Origin of the sequence: Bradyrhizobium glycinis (genome assembly GCF_016031655.1) — a bacterium.
GTDB classification, from domain to species: Bacteria; Pseudomonadota; Alphaproteobacteria; order Rhizobiales; family Xanthobacteraceae; genus Bradyrhizobium; species Bradyrhizobium glycinis.
Map to the genome: position 1 here is coordinate 1 of NZ_JACCHQ010000037.1, position 16465 is coordinate 16465.

The window sequence follows — 16465 nt, forward strand, 5'->3', positions numbered from 1 at the left end:
CGGGCAGCTGGCGCGCCTGCCGCCGCCAGGTGAACACTTGTTGGGGTGTCAGCCCGTGTCGGCGGGCAACGTCGGAAACGACCGCGCCTGGGACCAGCGTCTCCTCGACAATCCGGACCTTGTCGTCCTTGGAGAACCAACGGCGTCGTCCGGTCTCTGTGATCACCTCCAACCGGCCCGTTGCCACATCCGACTTAAGCGTATGGTCAAGCATAGACACGAGCCGATCCCTTCAAAGAGATCGTGAACCTCGCTTATCCTTCACGCCACGAGAAGGTGGGATCAAAACGACGCTTACACTTCGACTTGTGGCAGTGGTTGATAACGCGAGGCGGCCATTTCGGGCGCGCCTGACAGCTCGTAACTCAAGTCATGAGAATATCGCGCCGCGAAATCGGTTGCGGCGCGTTACGTCCGAGAGTCCGTAGTAAGGCAGGGTTGTGATCCTATTTCCGATCAGACCCGTGTGCGAAGAAGCGTTCGTACGGCGGCCACCGACATGTGAGTTGGCCAAGAACGCTTGGCCGGGTGCCGATAAGTCATTCGTTACTCTGTCCCGCACACAGACGGGCTCACGTCGGCTGTCCAGCACCCGGCTCGTCGGCATCGGCAATCGCGCGATGCACTCGCTCTAGATCATCCGTCGAATGTTACTCACAAAACACGAAAATGCCAGCGCGCCGCGATCAGACCTGCATAGAGCTCTTTCTAACGCTGGTCGTCTGTAAAGACCCGCTTTGGTGGCTTGCCCACAGAATGGAGGGCATAGAATGGAAGATCAGAGGGCTTTCGCCGGCTTTAACTCTTCGTACCATCCCGCTCCGGTGTGTCGCGCTTCGTACACAGTCGTAGCATCTCGAACAGACGTGTGAGGGCCCGAACACGCTCCCTGAGTGGCTGGAATTGCTCGTCTTCAATTCTCCTCGCTCCGAAAATGCCAACCTGTATCCAGAGGGATTGGTATGACGCTTGCTTAAGTATCAAGCGAACTCCCGCCTTCATAGGCACAATAGCGTATGAAGCGACCTGCTAGATCGGCTTTGGTGGTCATATGTCCGGTCTCGCCGGCGCGTTTCTCTGATCCTGAAGCGAACCATCGACGCATGTTGATCAGCTGAAGAAGATGACTGCGATACTTACACTCCCTGGGCAGTCAGATGTCCAAGTGGCTGCTTCCATACAAGAGCGTGGGATCCAATATAAGGGACTGCCTTCTGAACGGCGCGCCCAATGCCTTCGCTTCCACAGGATGGACTTGCCGGCCTCAAAGCCCTCGAAAGCAACATTGCGACAGCAATCGAAGCAGCGACAACAACTTATCTGCCTTCCGCTCCGTAGTATCGATATTCGACGATAGGCTAGAGGACATCGATTTGACACCCTTCATTTTCGAGATGCCGACCTCCGCTGGATGCCAGCGCGCGGACAGAAACTTGGCAGCGTTGCTGGCCGCTCTTTCTGTCAATCCCGGATTGGGGCAGGATCATGAAACCCGCTCTCGTATTTGATTGGAACGGAACACTGCTCGACGACACGTATGCGCTGCTGGACACGACAAATGTAATTTTGAACCGCTTTGGTCGTCCGCGCATCGATATAGACAGTCTTCGAGAGCACTGTGACGTCCCCTTATCTCGTCTCTTTCATAGCCTTGGAATGTCGCAGGAGGAAATTGAGGCCGTAGAGCGCAACGAGGGCGCACTGTTTCACGACACATACGAGCCTCTTGCGGATAAAGCCGATTTACGTGAGGGGGCGCGCAGAGTGTTCGAGTTAGCGCGCCGAGAATCCGCTCTACTCATCATTGTTAGCAACCACATAGTCGCGCCTCTACAGTCCCAGCTGAGGAGACTTGGAATCGATGACTACATCAGCGATGTGCTCGCATTCGAAAGCCGCGCCACCCAGTACAAATCCATGAGTAAAGGAGAGCGGCTTCGCCTTTATATGCAGAGATGCAACCTGAATCCGTCGTCGACCTTTATCATCGGCGATATGCCCGTCGAAATTGATATTGCGCGCAATCTCGGGCTTACAAGCATATCCATTACCGGAGGATTTGTTTCGACGAAGCGCCTGCAAGCCGCGTGTCCAGATTACACGATCAACAACCATCACGAGCTGTTGCCCATCCTACAAGGGCATGGCTTCTTTTCGGAATGCTAAATCATGAGCGAAGGATCATCAGCCAACGCAGCTGATAAAACGATCAAGCAGAGCATTGGGCTTATCGGAGCAGGGCGCATGGGAACTGGCATAGGCATCAGCCTGTTGCGTCACCAGCGCGAGCTCCACATCAAAGTCAACAAGAATCGTTTAGGTGCTGATCGCCTGACAGGCGCGGGGGCCCGCGAGCATACATCGATCGCTGCGTTGGCACAGCATGTAAGTGTCGTGCTGTTATCCTTACCGTCAAGCCGTGAAGTTGAGACGGTGTGCCTCGATCACGATGGACTGTTTGCTCACATGTGCCGAGGAGGCTTGATAATTGATTGCACGACCTCGTATCCTGCCTCGACCGTTGCATTGGCGAATACGGCGCGAAGACGCGGTCTAAGCTTTATTGATGCTCCGGTAACACGGAGCCCTGAGCAAGCAGAGCTCGGCCTTCTCAACGCGATGGTTGGATCGGATCCAGCACTCTTTCCTGTCGCTGAACGTATTCTTGCTGCGTTTTGCGAGACCGTTCTGCATGTTGGAAACGTCGGACACGGCCACAAGCTCAAGCTTGTTTACAACAGCATGACTATGGGTATAGCTGCCGTCGCCGCTGAGGTCTGCCAATTCGCGGATAGCCTTCAGATAGATCTTGTAACGCTTCGCTCTTTGGTTGGTCGCGGAGCTACTAACAGTGGAATATTCCAAGCCTTCGCCGCCTTCCTGTTAGGTGAGAAACGAGATGCACTTGCAATTTCGATTGCGAATGCTGCAAAGGATATCCAGTGTGCTGTGCGCCTAGCGCGCGAGAGCGCCGTTTCCGTGCCGGTCCTGGACGCTGCCGCGCAGCAATTCAACCTCTCCGTCGTCACTGGCAAAGGTGAACTGACCCTACCACATTTGGCTCGATCGTGAGCGGCTTGGTCTATGCCGAGCCATCACGCTCGAGCAGGCCGAAAACAAGGCCGTTTTTCAAGTATATGCCGCAATGGTCATGATCGATTCCTTCACCTGCTGGGATTGCTAACCTATCAATAGGGGTGGGATCGCCGGGGTCGTGAATTTCCCACCTACGTCCATCATTGATCGCCCTACGGCTCGCATAGCGGTCAATAACGGGCATGAGCTCGAACTTCGACGTATGGAATGGTTCGCAAGCCTGTGATTCAGGATGTTGTTCGCTGCTTCTACGGGTTCTGCAGTAACGGCGGGAGAGATGCGCCTTCGCATTAGGTCCGGCCAGGCGGCACCAGGTCCGTCAGGATAGCAAGGCATTGAAACAGGAACTAGCTTCCGAAGATCAGCTCGACGTCCTGGGCCGCATCGATATCGCGCACGATCGCTTTTCTGGTGAAGCAGCCGCCTGTGAGCATTCCAGGCGGGGTGCCGATCATCGGGTGCAATCGGTGTCAGGTATTGCAACAGCTGCTTTACTGTCTGCCCCGCAAAAGCTCGATACTTGGCGCCTTCCCTAGAACCAAGTGCGGATAGCAGTGGCTGGGGTATCCCTGCTAGGATCGCCGGACCGTCGAAATTCCAGAAGGCAATGAGATCCGCAGGGACATGGTCGATCCACCAGTTTAGAACTCGAACGGCGTATTCGCGCCATAACGGCTCTTCGGAGCGAACCATGGCGGCGTGAGCGCTGTAAAGCATCGCCACCCTGCGCCCGGCCCCGTGATATCGCTGTATCCTTGTGCGTTCTGAGAACCTTGCCGGTGCGCGGGTCGAGCGTGGAGGACTGGATGACCGAATTCCGGCCGCACGTGGATCTCCAGGACGCGTCGCATATGCGCGTCGGCAATCTCCTCCATCCGGGCATCATCAAGCTCCTCTGCCGCTCAATAGAGCAGGCTTGTTGCTCAGAGCGAGTTGACGCTGTTCTCCGAGGCTCCGACCGCACTCGCCTCCTCGCCATTCACGCCCAACGGTATCAGTCCGAGGCGCGAATCGAACATAGCCTGAAGCGACCTCGCGCTTTAAGAGCCGACGCGCGCGCTTTATCCGCAAAGAGAATGCTGCCGAGCGCGCCCCCCTGCGCCTTCGGATTTCGGGATACGGTATCATATTACTTCATTTCTGAAAATCGGTTTTGAAATCGGGCCTTCATCCTTCGCGGAGTGAAGTGGATCAATAGAGTTTTTGAACGCGATGGACCAGCTCATCAATGCAATCTGCACCGAGAGGGCATCGATTGCGCGGTATCGCTCGTATTCGGGGCTTGAGGAGGTGGCGCTCGGGATGGTTAAAGCTTCGAGCGGGAGACCATCTCCTTCTCCCGATTGACCAGAGCAGATGGACAAGAAACCTGTCATCGACCCGAAGGGCCGCCAGCAACCGCGCGTGAAGATCGAGGACGTCGCCCGGAGGGCGAATGTTTCGCCGGCGACCGTCTCGCGCGTTCTCAACCACCCCGATATCGTGCGGCCGGAACTTCGCGACAGGGTCATCCGGCATATCAATGATCTGTCCTATACGCGCGATAGCGCCGCCCGGGCGCTGAAATCGGGGCGCATGCGGACTGTCGGTGTTATCGTCCCGACGCTGGCGCTCGGCATCTTTGCGGAAGGGGTGGAGGCGCTGCAGAACCGCCTCAGCGAAAGCGGTTACACGCTGTTCATTGCGAACTCCCAGTATGACCAACGGCGTGAATTCCAGGAACTGCAGAGCCTTCTTGAACGCGGCATCGATGGAATCGTGCTGGTTGGAGGCTCCCATGGACGTGAACTGAGGAGCCTGATCGAACAGGCCGGCGTACCCGTCATCACGACCTATGTTTCCAAGGCCGCAGGCGGCATCCCTGCGATCGGGATTGATAACGAAAGCGCCACCCGGGAGATGACCGAGTACCTCCTGAGGCTAGGACATGTCCGGTTCGGCGCGATCGCCAATGTTGTTGCAACCTCTAACGACAGGTCCCGTGCCAGGCTCGAGGGAATTCAGCGTGCGCTCTCCGACGCCGGGCTTCGGCTCAAGCCGACCCAGGTCATCAAGGCCGATTATTCGCTCGCCCAGGGCCGTAGCGCTCTTCGTCAACTCCTGAGCGACCACCCTGATACGACGGCGGTGATCTGCACTACCGACACGCTCGCCATAGGTGCAATGGCAGAGGCTCGCAAAATGGGGCTGATCGTGCCGGGCGCGCTTTCCATCACAGGATTTGACGATGTGGAGCTCGCGGCGCAAATGGACCCCCCGCTCACGACTGTCAGTGTTCCCGCAGCTGAAATCGGCAGAGGAGCCGCCGATTATCTGATCAATGCCATCGGCGGAGGCCCGGTTCCCCAAAGGGTCCTGCTGCCCTACCGGCTGGTCATGCGCTCATCGAGCGCGCCGCCACGCTCTAGCGAAGGTCCGGCCCGCCGCCGGCGCAATCGAGACGCTTGATTGCAGTTTCAGACAAGATGGTAGTTTGATTGTCTGTAGGAGGCCCTTGGAGGCCGTCGGGACGCAGTGCTATTCGCCATCGGTGTCGAAAATAGTAGATGCCATGGCAGCCGCCCGCAGACCCGAATGGCCCACGAGGGGTTTCAATGCTCTCGCTCAACGTGAACGGAGTGAACAGGCGCATGGTGGTGACTGGCGCCAAGCTCGTGTAGCTTTTGATGCAGGCGATGATGCGCAAATTCCAGCGTGGCTCGCAGCCGTGCATGGCGCGCTTCATTGGACTTAGGGGCAAGCGTATCCATATAGGCGATCGATCCCTCGATTTGCGCAAGGACCGAAACGGCGTCCGCAGTGGCAAAGATGGGTTGCTCGCCAACCGTGACGTAAACGGCACTGGTGTGCGCCGCAATGTCAGCCTCGCGTCCCACGACACTGCCACGCACGCGTAGCGCAATCCAAGAGGATTCGGTGATGTGCAGGGAGAGCTGACCTTTGCACGACAAGCTGCCGCATCGGACCTCCTCGACCACAGTGCCGTTTCGGACCAACTCCAGGCGTGTCGGGGGGACGCTGACCGATTCGATGCGCCAATCGATGGCAAGTGTGCCGCCTGAACGGGAAAGCGGAATCGTGCTCCCTGGACGCTGGCCTTCAACGGTCATCTCAACCAGAGGCCCGACGGTGATGAACGTATCCCCGCGACGCACGGACTCCATCCAATTGCGATAGGTGAAGTCGCGCTCACCCAGCCGCACATAGGTCCGCGAGCCGCCGAGGAGTGAGGCCGCGTCCATCTTGTCGGAGCCTGCGACCAGCGGCAGACGGTATCCGATGTTGAGGTACCGGTACCAGTCAGCCAGGCCAAACGCGCTGATCTGTGCCGTTCGCGGGTTGAACGACATCATTTCAATAGCGTCAACAAGACCGAGCACAATATCGGCCGCCCGCTCGGCTTGCGGGTTTGGAGCGTGCGGCATCACGACCAATCCCCCTTGATGGCGACAGCGCTCCGCCCAATCGGCCATGGCCGCTTCCAGCACATCGCCGATCGCAGCTTCGTTGGGCCCTCCACAAGAGAGCGGGTTGATCATCTCGCCTTCGTAGCCGAGCAAAGAGATGTGTCCCAGAACCTGCATCCGGTTCTCCGTGCCAACGCGAACGAGGAATTCCCCATCCCCTCCGAAATCCTTTGCCCCGATTGTCGTGCGGCCGTCGAAGTCGGCTACGTTGGTGAATAGCTCGCCCCATTGTGCCGCGAGCAAGTTGACAACGTTGACACCCTCCGCCTTGCCCTCGAGCAATGCGGTCTGCGGGCTCAGGAAATGGACGTGTGTGTCGGAGCTCACCCATCCCTGTTCACGCCAGCGCAGCACACGATCGAGCTCAAAGGTGAGATTGTCGGTAGTCGCAGTAATTTCGACGATGGTGCGCAACGGACGCACCTCAAAACCGCGGCAGATCTCGACGAAGACGGGCCCCAGCGGCAGGTCCGCCTCGCAGCTGCCGTCTACATAGGCGTACTGGTTCAGCCCATTGGCAAACTCGCCGGCAAAGTCTTCGAACCTGCCTGTGTTGACCTTGCGGTGATGTCCCTTGGGCGGCAGATACTCCCCGTGCGCACCATGGAGATGCAGGCGCGCGGCAACACGCACGCCGCTGCCCTTCTCCACGATGCGGATCCTGACCGGTCTTGTGTCCGGTTCGACCGTGGTCACATTGAGCGAGGCGGCTCCTGCATCGCCGGCAGCTTCCAACGATCGAAGCTCGAAGACGTGCAAGCGGCCATCGTCGAAGCGCAGATAGAGCCTTGCGTCTGGATGTGCGGAGTACTCGACGATGACTTCGTTCCCGGAGCGCACGGGCTGCACATCAACTTTGGCGTCGAGCCAATCCGCTCTGGAGTATTCGAGCACTGCGCGGGCGGAGATGACGGTGCCGAGGTCCATGCCGATCTGCTCGCTCCGATCGTCGACATCGAGCTCGCCAAGCTTATTCAGATGGATCCCGGGCGGCAGCCGCAGCTTCAGCTTGCGGCGGCCCTGCAGGCGCAGCGGATGCTGGGTGAGCTTTGTCGTGGTCACCGCAAACACCAGCGAGATTTCCTGTTCCGCGCGCAAACTTAACGCCGAAAGCGCCTTGTCCGGATAGGGGTTCGGGAGCGCGTAAAGCCAGAGGTTCTCGCCTTGCCGATCCATGCGCCCCGATTCGGTGCGGGCCTCGCCCAGAAAGAAGCTCGCAGCCGGCGCTCTGCCGAGTACAAAGTCCTCCCCGGTGCTCGCGTGCACGATGGGGGCCCGTAGCGGCAGGGCAGCAAACGCACTCGCACCCCAGGAGATGTGGTTCTGCTGGATCGCGAACCGGCGCAGCACCGGCACGTCGGTCTCGGTTCCGTCGGCATAGCGGAGCCTGTATGTCGCGACCAGATCGCCGAGTGGATTACCTTCCACAGGCAGCGTAGCCGGGCCGATTTCCCCGAAACCTTGCGGGCTTGAGCTGGGGCGGTCTGCCGCCACTTGCGCGAATAGCACATAGCTCGCCATTCTCGGCGGCAATGCGATGACGACAGGGGGTGCCCCGGGGCGCAGCTCCAGCACATCCGGCCCTGTACCGCTGCCGAAGAGAAAGGGCATGCCGCGATGGGTTTTCAGCCCGCGAAGCGAATCGATCCAGCCAGTGTCGCCCGGGCGGCTAGCGAAACCTTCACCGGCGTTTGCACGCCTCGTGTTGAAATACGAAGTCAAATCCACGGGCGTGAAGTGCGGCGATGAAGGCGTCTTCATTTGTTGGACTCCAGTTCAGGAATTCGCCGGTCCGTGAGCAAGCCACGCCGCGAGCGACTGAATCGGACAAGAAAGGCTTGCGTCTGCCTTGGTGCAGGGAATGCATCAGGCAAATCACCTTCAATCACCGATGTAGACGCGGCCGCGCTTCTTGGCGATCTGGTAGACGACGACGCTGAGCAGCGCGACCAACGAGCCGTACACGGGAAACATCCAGGCAATTTGCTCGCGTTGCAGCCAGACCATCAGATAGGGTGACGTTCCGCCGAACAGCGAAACACCGAGTGCATAACCAAGAGCTACGCCCGTTGTCCGTACCGCACGCGGCATCAAGGTGGTCGCGATGAAGTTGTAGAGCGCCATGTTGAAGCCCACAATGGCGCCGCCGAACACCGTGACAAAGAAGAACGTGGAGATGCTCCTTTCGGAGTAGAGCAGTGTCAGGAAGAAGCACGGAATCAGCAGCAGCCGAAGCAGCGTAAACGCGCGCGAGGGCCGTACCTTGTCCGCGAAGGCGCCGATAAGCGGCGCGGACAGCATCCAGATCAGGACCATCAATGTCATTATACCGTACACAGAGGTGCTGTTCTCTTTGAACACTGTATTGGCCATGTTGGGCAGACCGGCGTTCCAGGCATAATTGGCAATCTGCATCGACCCGATGACGAGGATGACCGTCAGCAGAGATAGCCGCACGCTCCACAGAGTCTTCCACACCCCGCCCGTGGTTTCTTGAATGCGCGAAGACTCATCCTGCCGATGCATGGCCCGATGGATCAAGGTTTCCGGCACCGCCGTGCGCAGATAGATGATCAACAGACCCAGCACGCCACCGACCGCGAAGGGTATGCGCCAAGCCCATTCGCGCATCACATCGGGAGCCACCGAGGCACTCACCAGGAAGGCGACCAGGCTCGATCCGAGGTTCCCCAGCTGGATGAACGTGCCTCCGATCAGACCAAGAAAACGTCCCTCGTGCCCCGGCGGCGCCAGTTCGATCGCGATGGCGTTGGCGACACCCGCTTCAGCGCCCGTAGCAAGGCCCTGAATCAGTCGCATGACGAGCAGCGCCAGGGCCGCCGTGACGCCGATGTCCTTGTAGGTCGGCAATAAGGAGATCAATAGCGAGCAAACCGCCATGGCCGTGACCGAGATGAGCATGACGCGCTTGTGGCTGATGCGATCGGCGACGGGGCCCAGCAGCGCCGCACCCAGGGGCCGCGCGAAGAAACCCGCCCCGTATACGGCTAGTCCCGCGAGCAGCGAGGTCGTCGGATCATCCGAGGGAAAGAAGTGGGGGGACAGAAACGCCGCCATCGCGCCATAGATATTCCAGTCGTACCACTCCAGAGCTACGCCTCCTCCGAGGCCCGCGGTCATCCGTCTGTTCGCAACTGGATTGTCAAGCTGGATGGAGACAGCGCTGGGCTGAGCAACAATGTTCATGGGTCCTCGGGTTCTATTGATGACGTTGATGGTGTTGCGGGTTGGTCGAGAACGAACAGCCGCTCGTCGGCTCAACTGCTCCCGGCGGGGCCGGGTCTACGAGAGCGGCGGCCTTGAGCAGGCCGACCCGCGAAAGCACAGGCGCAAAAGGTCGCTGGCATGCTGGCGGTAAGCCCGCCTCGGTTCAGCTATTTGCGGGCCTCGCCTCACGAGCAGCCATTGCGCGACGTCAGTCGCGCAGGACGCTTCCATCGCTGCTAGCGACTTGCACGGCGGCTTGCATGAATCGCGCGCCAGATCCCATGCCATCCCCATGGCCAGCCTTCCTCCTGATGCCCTAAGCGCGCTTCTGAAGAAGTTGATATTTCTTTGGACAGCGCGGCGTCACAAGAGGCGCCGCAGCGTCAATGAACTCGCTCAGATGCAGCCCACTCTCGCCAGCCGCACATCGCGGTTTCCCGAACTGTTGGACGGGCTCTGGAACTATTTCTGAAATCGATTTCATTAAGATACGCAGTTGGAACTGTAAGTCAAGCCGCATTTGAGGAGCAGTTCAGCTCACCACTCGCTGTCCAGCCGCACTGAGCGTATTCAGCCAGCGCTGCAATAGTTAGACGAGCGAAAACCGGAGCTTCTAAAAAAGGCTCGTTGCTAAGAAATCGATTTCAGTCTAACGGGTTCTCATATTCCTGCCGGAGGATAGCTCCATGACCGAGACGTCCAATCTCATCCTTTCGACATCTGTGCCGTCCCACGTCCGCCTTTTGACGCTGAATAGGACATCGAAACGAAACGCCTTGAGCAACGAGCTGATCCTGGAGCTTGGCGCCACTTTGCGCCGTGCCGCAATCGATGAGAATGTCCGCTGTATCGTGCTTTGTGGCAGCGATGGGTTCTTCTCTGCCGGAGCCGACATCAAGGAGATGCGAGAACGCGGCTTTGAGGCAATCGACAATTCCGCCCGGCGTTCTGCCTGGCGGGACATTGCCAATTTCCCCAAGCCACTCATTGCCGCGGTCGAAGGCATTTGCTTCGGCGGCGGCCACGAACTGGCACTGCTCGCGGATATCGTGATCGCAGGTGAAGGGGCAACATTTGCGCAGCCTGAGATCAACATCGGGATATTGCCCGGCGACGGCGCAACGCAGAGGCTGACACGTGTGGCCGGCAAATCTCTGGCCATGCTGATGATCCTGAGTGGCCAATCGATTACGGCCCGCATGGCGATGCAGGCAGGCCTTGTCGCGGAAGTTGTCGAAAGCGGCCGGGCACAGAGTCGTGCCCTCGAAATAGCCGATCTGATTGCGCAAAAGCCTCCCCGTTCGGCTGAACTTGCCAAAGCGGCCGTTCTCGCCGCGTTTCACACCACGCTGGACGCCGGGCTCGAGTTCGAGAGGCAAGCGATACGTCACGCTTTCACTACGGCTGACCAAAAGGAGGGAATGAACGCCTTCTTTGAGAAGAGGTCGCCGAACTATCGCGGGACCTAGCCACCCGCATATGCCTGCACGCGACCTCGCGTGCGAAGCTCGCCCGCGCGAGATGCGGCGTTCAACACTCCTTCGGCTCGACCGGGCCGGCGCTACGGGCCACGACTTCGTATTGGCCGGCCTTTGCCAGGCCGATGTACATGTTCATCCTGCAGTGGCGCTTGCCCGGCACCATCTCCGCCGGCCCGCCAGGCCCTTGCGCAATCTTGGCGTGGTCGAGCGCGGCAGCGACGGCCTCGCGGTCAGTTGTACCGGCCTCCCTCACTGCGGCTTCCCAGAGCTTCAGTCCTCGATAAGTGCCCGTCGCGGCGCTGCCTGCTGAGAACCGGAACTTGCCAGGAAACTGCTTTTCGTAGGCTGACTGAATTTTGGCGCTCACCGGATCTTCGACCGCGAGCGCCTTGTAATAGTCGAGGCTGCTGGCGAGGCCTTCGATCTCGTGAGCCTGATTCATTTCGAGCGTGTTCTCGTCATAGTAGACGCAGCCCAGCCGTCCCCCATTCCTGGAAAAGCCTGCTTCATAAAGCTGTTTGAAGAACGAGCTGACGCCCGGGGGGATCACGCTGTTGAACACCACGTCTACCTTGTTGGACGTGATGCGGCTGACGGTGGATGAAAACTCGATCTGGTCGAGCGGGTAATACTCCTCGAACACCACCTCCCCGCCGTTGCTTTCGATTACCTTCCGCGCATAGGCATTGATTGTTTGCGGCCAGACGTAGTTGGAGCCAGGCAGCGCAAAGCGTCTGCCACCGTTCTTGATCAACCAGGAATGAACCTGTCGCAATTCTGCGCTGGTACCGGCCCGGTGCAAAACAGATAGGGCGTGCACTCCCTGCCCTCATACGCCTGCGGATAGATGTAGAGCGTCTTGCCACGGGAGATGATGATGTCCTTGATGGCGTTGCGCATCGAGCTCGCAATGCCGCCGAGCACCAGGTCGACCTTGTCCCGCTGAACCAGCTTTCGGACGTTGCCGACAGCAACGGACTCGTTGGACGCGGTATCCTCGATCAGGAGCTCGATGGGGCGCCCCAATAGACCGCCGTTCTCGTTAATCTCGCTCGCGATCATGCGCGCGACATTGGCGTCGGTATTGCCGGCGAAGCCGAGTGCCCCGGTCAGGTCGGTGGCAATGCCAATCCTGATCGGACCTTCGGCAGCGTTGGCCCAATTGGGTCGGATCACCCAACTTCCCGGGCCGGCCGCAATGGCGGCGGACGCAAAGGCGAAATTGCCGAGAAAGCGGCGGCGGCTGAGTTGCCGGTGATCATTCAACATCGAACTGGCCTCCCCTTGGCTCATGGCCAATAAATCACGCGCCCTGCTCTTTCCCGGGGGGCGCGGTAGCCGGGAAGCTATCCGTCCTTTTTGGTTTCAAGCAGCCTCTTCCGCTCGCGTTTGGGTAAAATCGCGTAACAAATGGCAGCGTTCAGGACAGTCTGAAAAACTCTTTCGCGTTCTCGCTAAGGATTCTGATCGCCAGCCGCTCTGCGTCTCGGAAGCGAAAGTAACCGCTCGCGACTTTTTCGTTCAGAACCTCGCCGATGAGCCGGCGTCCGCCCTTGATCGCGGCAAATGTCTCCTCAACGTGAAGACAATCTCCTCCGATCATCATTCGCGTTTCGTCCGGCAAGACTTCAATGGCCTCGTGCAGGGCCAGCTTGAAATGGGACGGACTGAGCAGAAGAGACCAGCATAAATCCAGCCAGACATTCCGGTACACAAACGCCATTCCCAACAAGTCACGGCTCCACGGATAGGCCAAATGCATCAGCAGAAAGCGGGTCCGAGGATGACGCTCGATCAACCCGGTCATGCGCAGGGGGTGGGAGCCGCTTATGATCGCCGTTCCAAGGTGCGTTTGGACTGGCAGGTCGGCTTCGCCTGCGAGTTGACAAAACAAGTCGACGATAAAGTCACAGAAAGCCTTGCGCGCCGCAGGGGATGGAGACCTTTGGCCCCAGGCCTGCCGAGCCAGTTCCTCGTTCGGTTCGTCAAAGCTGAGATCCCGGTCATAAGCGAGCGCATTTTTGAGCGCAACGTGATTGCGCCGGGCGCAGCTGCCTACGAGCGCGCGGATGGCATCGCAATAATCGTCGAAAGTTTTCACCTCCATGCCGAGGCGCCGCAATAGCGCATGGGCGCAATTTCCATTGTGATCGCGGGATTCGCCGTGCCAGCCGAGGGCAAATGCATTGATCCGCAGGACCGCATCGTAGTTTTGCCCAAGACGGGGGCGCGGGTCCATCAACGGATCGAGAAAAGGGTCCGTTACGATCCGCTCGATGGCGGCGCGGGCGATGACTTCACCCGGCCATGTCGCCTCCGTGTGGCGCAAGCGCACGGAGGCGTCCACCGCCTCCCAGTTATCGCGCGTGATCCCAGTGTCAGTGATGCCGTAAAGCTCGGCAATACCGCCGGCGAGGTTGCGAACGAATGCATTGGAACCGCTCCTCTCCAGGAACGGCACAAGGGCTTCCCAGGTGGTCGGCTCGGTAGGGGTAGATAACATATCGCCCGTCGCCTTGGGCTCGGATGGCAGGACGTTGCTCGTCCACGCCGCATAGCTCTGCTGGAAGAGCTTCAACAGATTGACGTCCCGGCTGTGTGCGACCTCAGGCATGTGATGTTCATGGACATCGACGACTGGGCACGCACTCAGAAATTCGTTCATGGTTTTGGACATCGTCGCTCTCCGTTCGGCCATCGCAAGGAACTTAAGACCGCCATCCTTCGGACTGTGAAGGCGGCCGGGGGACGCCTCTACGGCGCCAAGTACGTCAGGAGTCGCGGGTCCTCGCGCAGCTGCTGCGACGGGCCTGAAAGCGCGACACGGCCGCGATCGAGCACATAGGCCTGCTCCGCGACACGCAATGCGAGATCGAGATGTTGCTCGACGATGACGATCGCGATCTCTCTGGCCAGCTCCATCAAGCGCTCGGTGATCTCCTCGATGACCCCGATCCAGACACCCTCCGTCGGCTCATCGAGCAGGAGGAGTTTAGGAGCGCCGAGCATGGCGCGGGCGATTGCGAGCATCTTGCGCTCGCCACCGGACAGCGTTCCGGCCGGCTGATCCAGTCTGTGGCCGAGTTTGGGAAACATCCTCATCACCCGGTCCATTGTCGATCCATCGCGGTGCAAAAGCGATCCGACGGCAAGATTGTCGCGCACGGAGAGGCGCGCGAACACTGAATGCTCTTGCGGCACGTATCCAATGCCGGCCCGCACCCGCTCTTCGGTGCGTCGGCGATCGATGTCCTGGCCGTTGAACTGCACGCCGCCCTTCCATGCCGGCAGTTCACCCACGATCGCCTTCATGAGCGTGCTCTTTCCGGCGCCGTTGCGGCCGAGGACGGCCACACCGCCGCGCGATGGGACGGCCACATTGACGCCGAACAAGACCTGGCTGCGTCCATAGCCGGCGTCGAGATGCTTGATATCGAGGAATTCAGGCACGGCGCAAATAGATCTCCTGGACGCTTCTGTTGGCTTGGATCTCGGCAACCGTCCCTGACGCCAACACCTTGCCTTGATCGAGGACGGTCAGGCGGTCGCAAATGTCTCGGATGAAATCCAAATCGTGCTCCACGATGACGAGCGAGCAATGCTGTTTGGTCGGCTGCAGCAACTCGCCCGTGACGCGGCGCTCCTCGAGGCTCATGCCACCGGTCGGCTCGTCCAACAGCAGCAGGCGCGGCCGGCATGCGAGCGCCATCGCGATCTCCAACCATTGTTGCTGCCCGTGAGACAGGGTGGCCGCAGCATCAAAGGCGCGATCGGCGAGCCGGAATTGGAGGAGCATCGTCATGACCTCCTCGTGCAGCCGTCTCCGACTGCGCGAGAACGCCAGGTCCAGCAGTGAGGACCGGGCCTGTAGCGCGAGCAGGATGTTGTCGTAAAGCGTGAGGGTCGGTAGCACGGCGGTGATCTGGAATTTCAGGCTCATGCCCGCTCGCGCACGCTCTGGCGGCGTAAAAGAGGTGATATCGGTATTGATGAACGTCACCTTGCCTTGTGTCGGCTCTAGCGCACCTGCAAGACACTTCATCAGCGTGCTTTTGCCAGAGCCGTTCGGCCCGATCAGGCCATGAAACTCTCTCTCGCCGACGGTGAGCGCCGCTCCGTCCAGCGCGGTGAGCTTACCGAACACCTTGGAGATGCCCATGGCTTCAAGGAGCGGCATTGCGCGTCTCCTTCAGGCTCGGCCCGAAATGACCTACACGTTCCCGCTCGCCCAGCACGAGGCTGATCAAGCCGAGGGGCCGGAACATAATGACCAGCAACAGCAAACCGCCGAGAATGATCGGCCAGATATCGCGATAGTTGTCGGAGAGCCAGAAGCTGAGGCCCTCGATGATCGCGGTGCCGATGACCGCACCGATCAATGTCCCGGAGCCGCCGAACAGAACGTAGAGCACGACCTGGGTCGACATGACCACACCCAGCATGTTGGTCCAGACAAACCCCTCGTGAAACGCATAGAGGCTACCGGCAGTCCCTGCGATGGCGCCGCTGATCGCGAAAATGATCGCCTTCAGGTGTTGTACTTTGTACCCGAAGAAGGCGATGCGCTGTTCATTCTCGCGCAATCCCGCCAGCGCCAGTCCGAATTGGGATCGCAACAGAAAGCGCGACAGAAGGTAGATCAGGACCAAGATGGCGAGCACCAGGTAGTAAAAACCCGGCCCCTCGCTCAATTCATGGGAGCCGATTGTCATCGGTTGGATGGAAGGAATACCGTTCTGGCCGCCAAGATAATGAGAACCCCGCGCCAGCCGGTCCGCTGCGTAAGCTCCCGTCATGGTACCAAGCGAGACGAAGACTACGCTGGAGGGGTGACGGCCGAGCAGCAGGAAGCCTGCCAGCAACAATGCCGCCACAAGACCTATCAGGGTTCCGGCCGGAAGAACGGCAAAAATCGATCCGACCCCGAAGTCGCGTGAAAGCAGCGCCACCCCGTAGCCGGCCATGCCGAAGAATAACGACTGGCCCAGGCTCAAGATCCCGGCATAGCCCCACACCAGGTCGAACGACAGCGCGAAGAGGCAGAGAATGAGCACGCGTGTCGCATAGACAGTGATGTAATCTTTCAGCACGAGCGGTGCGATCGAAGCGGCGATCAGCAATGCCACTTCGAGAATCGGAAGCACCCTCTTTCGCCCGGCGAAGGCAGATGCCATGACGGTCGAAGCAGCAGCG

The 16465-nt window shown here is 59.4% G+C and carries 12 protein-coding genes and 1 pseudogene; 5 read left to right on the plus strand and 8 right to left on the minus strand.

Translation table 11 applies throughout. The annotated features are described in order from the left end of the window. On the minus strand, positions 1-214 hold a 214-nt coding region (locus HZZ16_RS33425; protein WP_197951284.1), incomplete at its 3' end, for a transposase. A gap of 1271 nt (positions 215-1485) precedes the next feature. Between HZZ16_RS33425 and HZZ16_RS33430 the strand changes: the two genes are divergently transcribed. The 4 genes from HZZ16_RS33430 to HZZ16_RS33445 all read left to right on the plus strand — a co-directional run bounded on the left by HZZ16_RS33430 (position 1486) and on the right by HZZ16_RS33445 (position 5544). After that, entirely contained in the window at positions 1486-2166 is a 681-nt protein-coding gene (locus HZZ16_RS33430) for an HAD family hydrolase (protein ID WP_197954631.1), read from the plus strand. Positions 2167-2169: 3 nt separating this feature from the next. Beyond that, on the plus strand, positions 2170-3072 hold the full coding sequence (locus tag HZZ16_RS33435; RefSeq protein WP_197954633.1) for an NAD(P)-dependent oxidoreductase: 903 nt from the start codon (positions 2170-2172) through the stop codon (positions 3070-3072). Positions 3073-3431: 359 nt separating this feature from the next. Then, entirely contained in the window at positions 3432-3632 is a 201-nt protein-coding gene (locus HZZ16_RS33440; RefSeq protein WP_197954635.1) for a hypothetical protein, read from the plus strand. Between the two features lie 820 nt (positions 3633-4452). Then, a complete protein-coding gene (locus HZZ16_RS33445) occupies positions 4453-5544 on the plus strand; it encodes a LacI family DNA-binding transcriptional regulator (RefSeq protein WP_197954637.1) in 1092 nt (363 codons plus the stop codon). Between the two features lie 143 nt (positions 5545-5687). Here HZZ16_RS33445 and HZZ16_RS33450 read toward each other — a convergent pair whose 3' ends face one another. Together HZZ16_RS33450 and HZZ16_RS33455 are read right to left on the minus strand one after the other, a co-directional pair. Continuing rightward, the gene (locus tag HZZ16_RS33450) at positions 5688-8324 is read right to left on the minus strand and encodes a CehA/McbA family metallohydrolase (RefSeq protein ID WP_210342712.1); all 2637 of its coding nucleotides are present in this window, start codon (positions 8322-8324) and stop codon (positions 5688-5690) included. Between the two features lie 120 nt (positions 8325-8444). Further along, entirely contained in the window at positions 8445-9770 is a 1326-nt protein-coding gene (locus HZZ16_RS33455; protein WP_197954639.1) for an MFS transporter, read from the minus strand. Between the two features lie 707 nt (positions 9771-10477). On the opposite strand from HZZ16_RS33455, the gene HZZ16_RS33460 reads away from it, so the two are divergent. Continuing rightward, the gene (locus HZZ16_RS33460) at positions 10478-11260 is read left to right on the plus strand and encodes an enoyl-CoA hydratase-related protein (protein WP_197954641.1); all 783 of its coding nucleotides are present in this window, start codon (positions 10478-10480) and stop codon (positions 11258-11260) included. A 61-nt stretch (positions 11261-11321) separates the two neighbouring features. Here HZZ16_RS33460 and HZZ16_RS33465 read toward each other — a convergent pair. From HZZ16_RS33465 to HZZ16_RS33485, 5 genes and pseudogenes are all read right to left on the minus strand, one after another. After that, positions 11322-12541: pseudogene (locus tag HZZ16_RS33465) on the minus strand (substrate-binding protein). Between the two features lie 151 nt (positions 12542-12692). Further along, complete coding sequence (locus HZZ16_RS33470; RefSeq protein ID WP_197954644.1) at positions 12693-13949, minus strand: amidohydrolase family protein; 1257 nt, start codon at positions 13947-13949, stop codon at positions 12693-12695. Between the two features lie 77 nt (positions 13950-14026). Then, positions 14027-14722: an ABC transporter ATP-binding protein gene (locus HZZ16_RS33475; RefSeq protein ID WP_197954645.1), complete on the minus strand. Its 696-nt coding sequence runs from the start codon at positions 14720-14722 to the stop codon at positions 14027-14029. Beyond that, entirely contained in the window at positions 14715-15449 is a 735-nt protein-coding gene (locus HZZ16_RS33480) for an ABC transporter ATP-binding protein (protein WP_197954646.1), read from the minus strand. The genes HZZ16_RS33475 and HZZ16_RS33480 overlap by 8 nt, the downstream gene beginning before the upstream one ends. Next, entirely contained in the window at positions 15436-16446 is a 1011-nt protein-coding gene (locus HZZ16_RS33485; RefSeq protein ID WP_197954714.1) for a branched-chain amino acid ABC transporter permease, read from the minus strand. The genes HZZ16_RS33480 and HZZ16_RS33485 overlap by 14 nt, the downstream gene beginning before the upstream one ends. Between the last annotated feature and the right edge of the window lie 19 nt (positions 16447-16465).

Bases quoted from the DNA above. Each gene is read 5' to 3' on its own strand.
- HZZ16_RS33430 (WP_197954631.1), top strand. From the start codon at position 1,486: ATGAAACCCGCTCTCGTATTTGATTGGAACGGAACACTGCTCGACGAC.
- HZZ16_RS33435 (WP_197954633.1), top strand. From the start codon at position 2,170: ATGAGCGAAGGATCATCAGCCAACGCAGCTGATAAAACGATCAAGCAG.
- HZZ16_RS33445 (WP_197954637.1), top strand. From the start codon at position 4,453: ATGGACAAGAAACCTGTCATCGACCCGAAGGGCCGCCAGCAACCGCGC.
- HZZ16_RS33450 (WP_210342712.1), bottom strand. From the start codon at position 8,324: ATGAAGACGCCTTCATCGCCGCACTTCACGCCCGTGGATTTGACTTCG.
- HZZ16_RS33455 (WP_197954639.1), bottom strand. From the start codon at position 9,770: ATGAACATTGTTGCTCAGCCCAGCGCTGTCTCCATCCAGCTTGACAAT.
- HZZ16_RS33460 (WP_197954641.1), top strand. From the start codon at position 10,478: ATGACCGAGACGTCCAATCTCATCCTTTCGACATCTGTGCCGTCCCAC.
- HZZ16_RS33470 (WP_197954644.1), bottom strand. From the start codon at position 13,949: ATGTCCAAAACCATGAACGAATTTCTGAGTGCGTGCCCAGTCGTCGAT.
- HZZ16_RS33480 (WP_197954646.1), bottom strand. From the start codon at position 15,449: ATGCCGCTCCTTGAAGCCATGGGCATCTCCAAGGTGTTCGGTAAGCTC.
- HZZ16_RS33485 (WP_197954714.1), bottom strand. From the start codon at position 16,446: ATGGCATCTGCCTTCGCCGGGCGAAAGAGGGTGCTTCCGATTCTCGAA.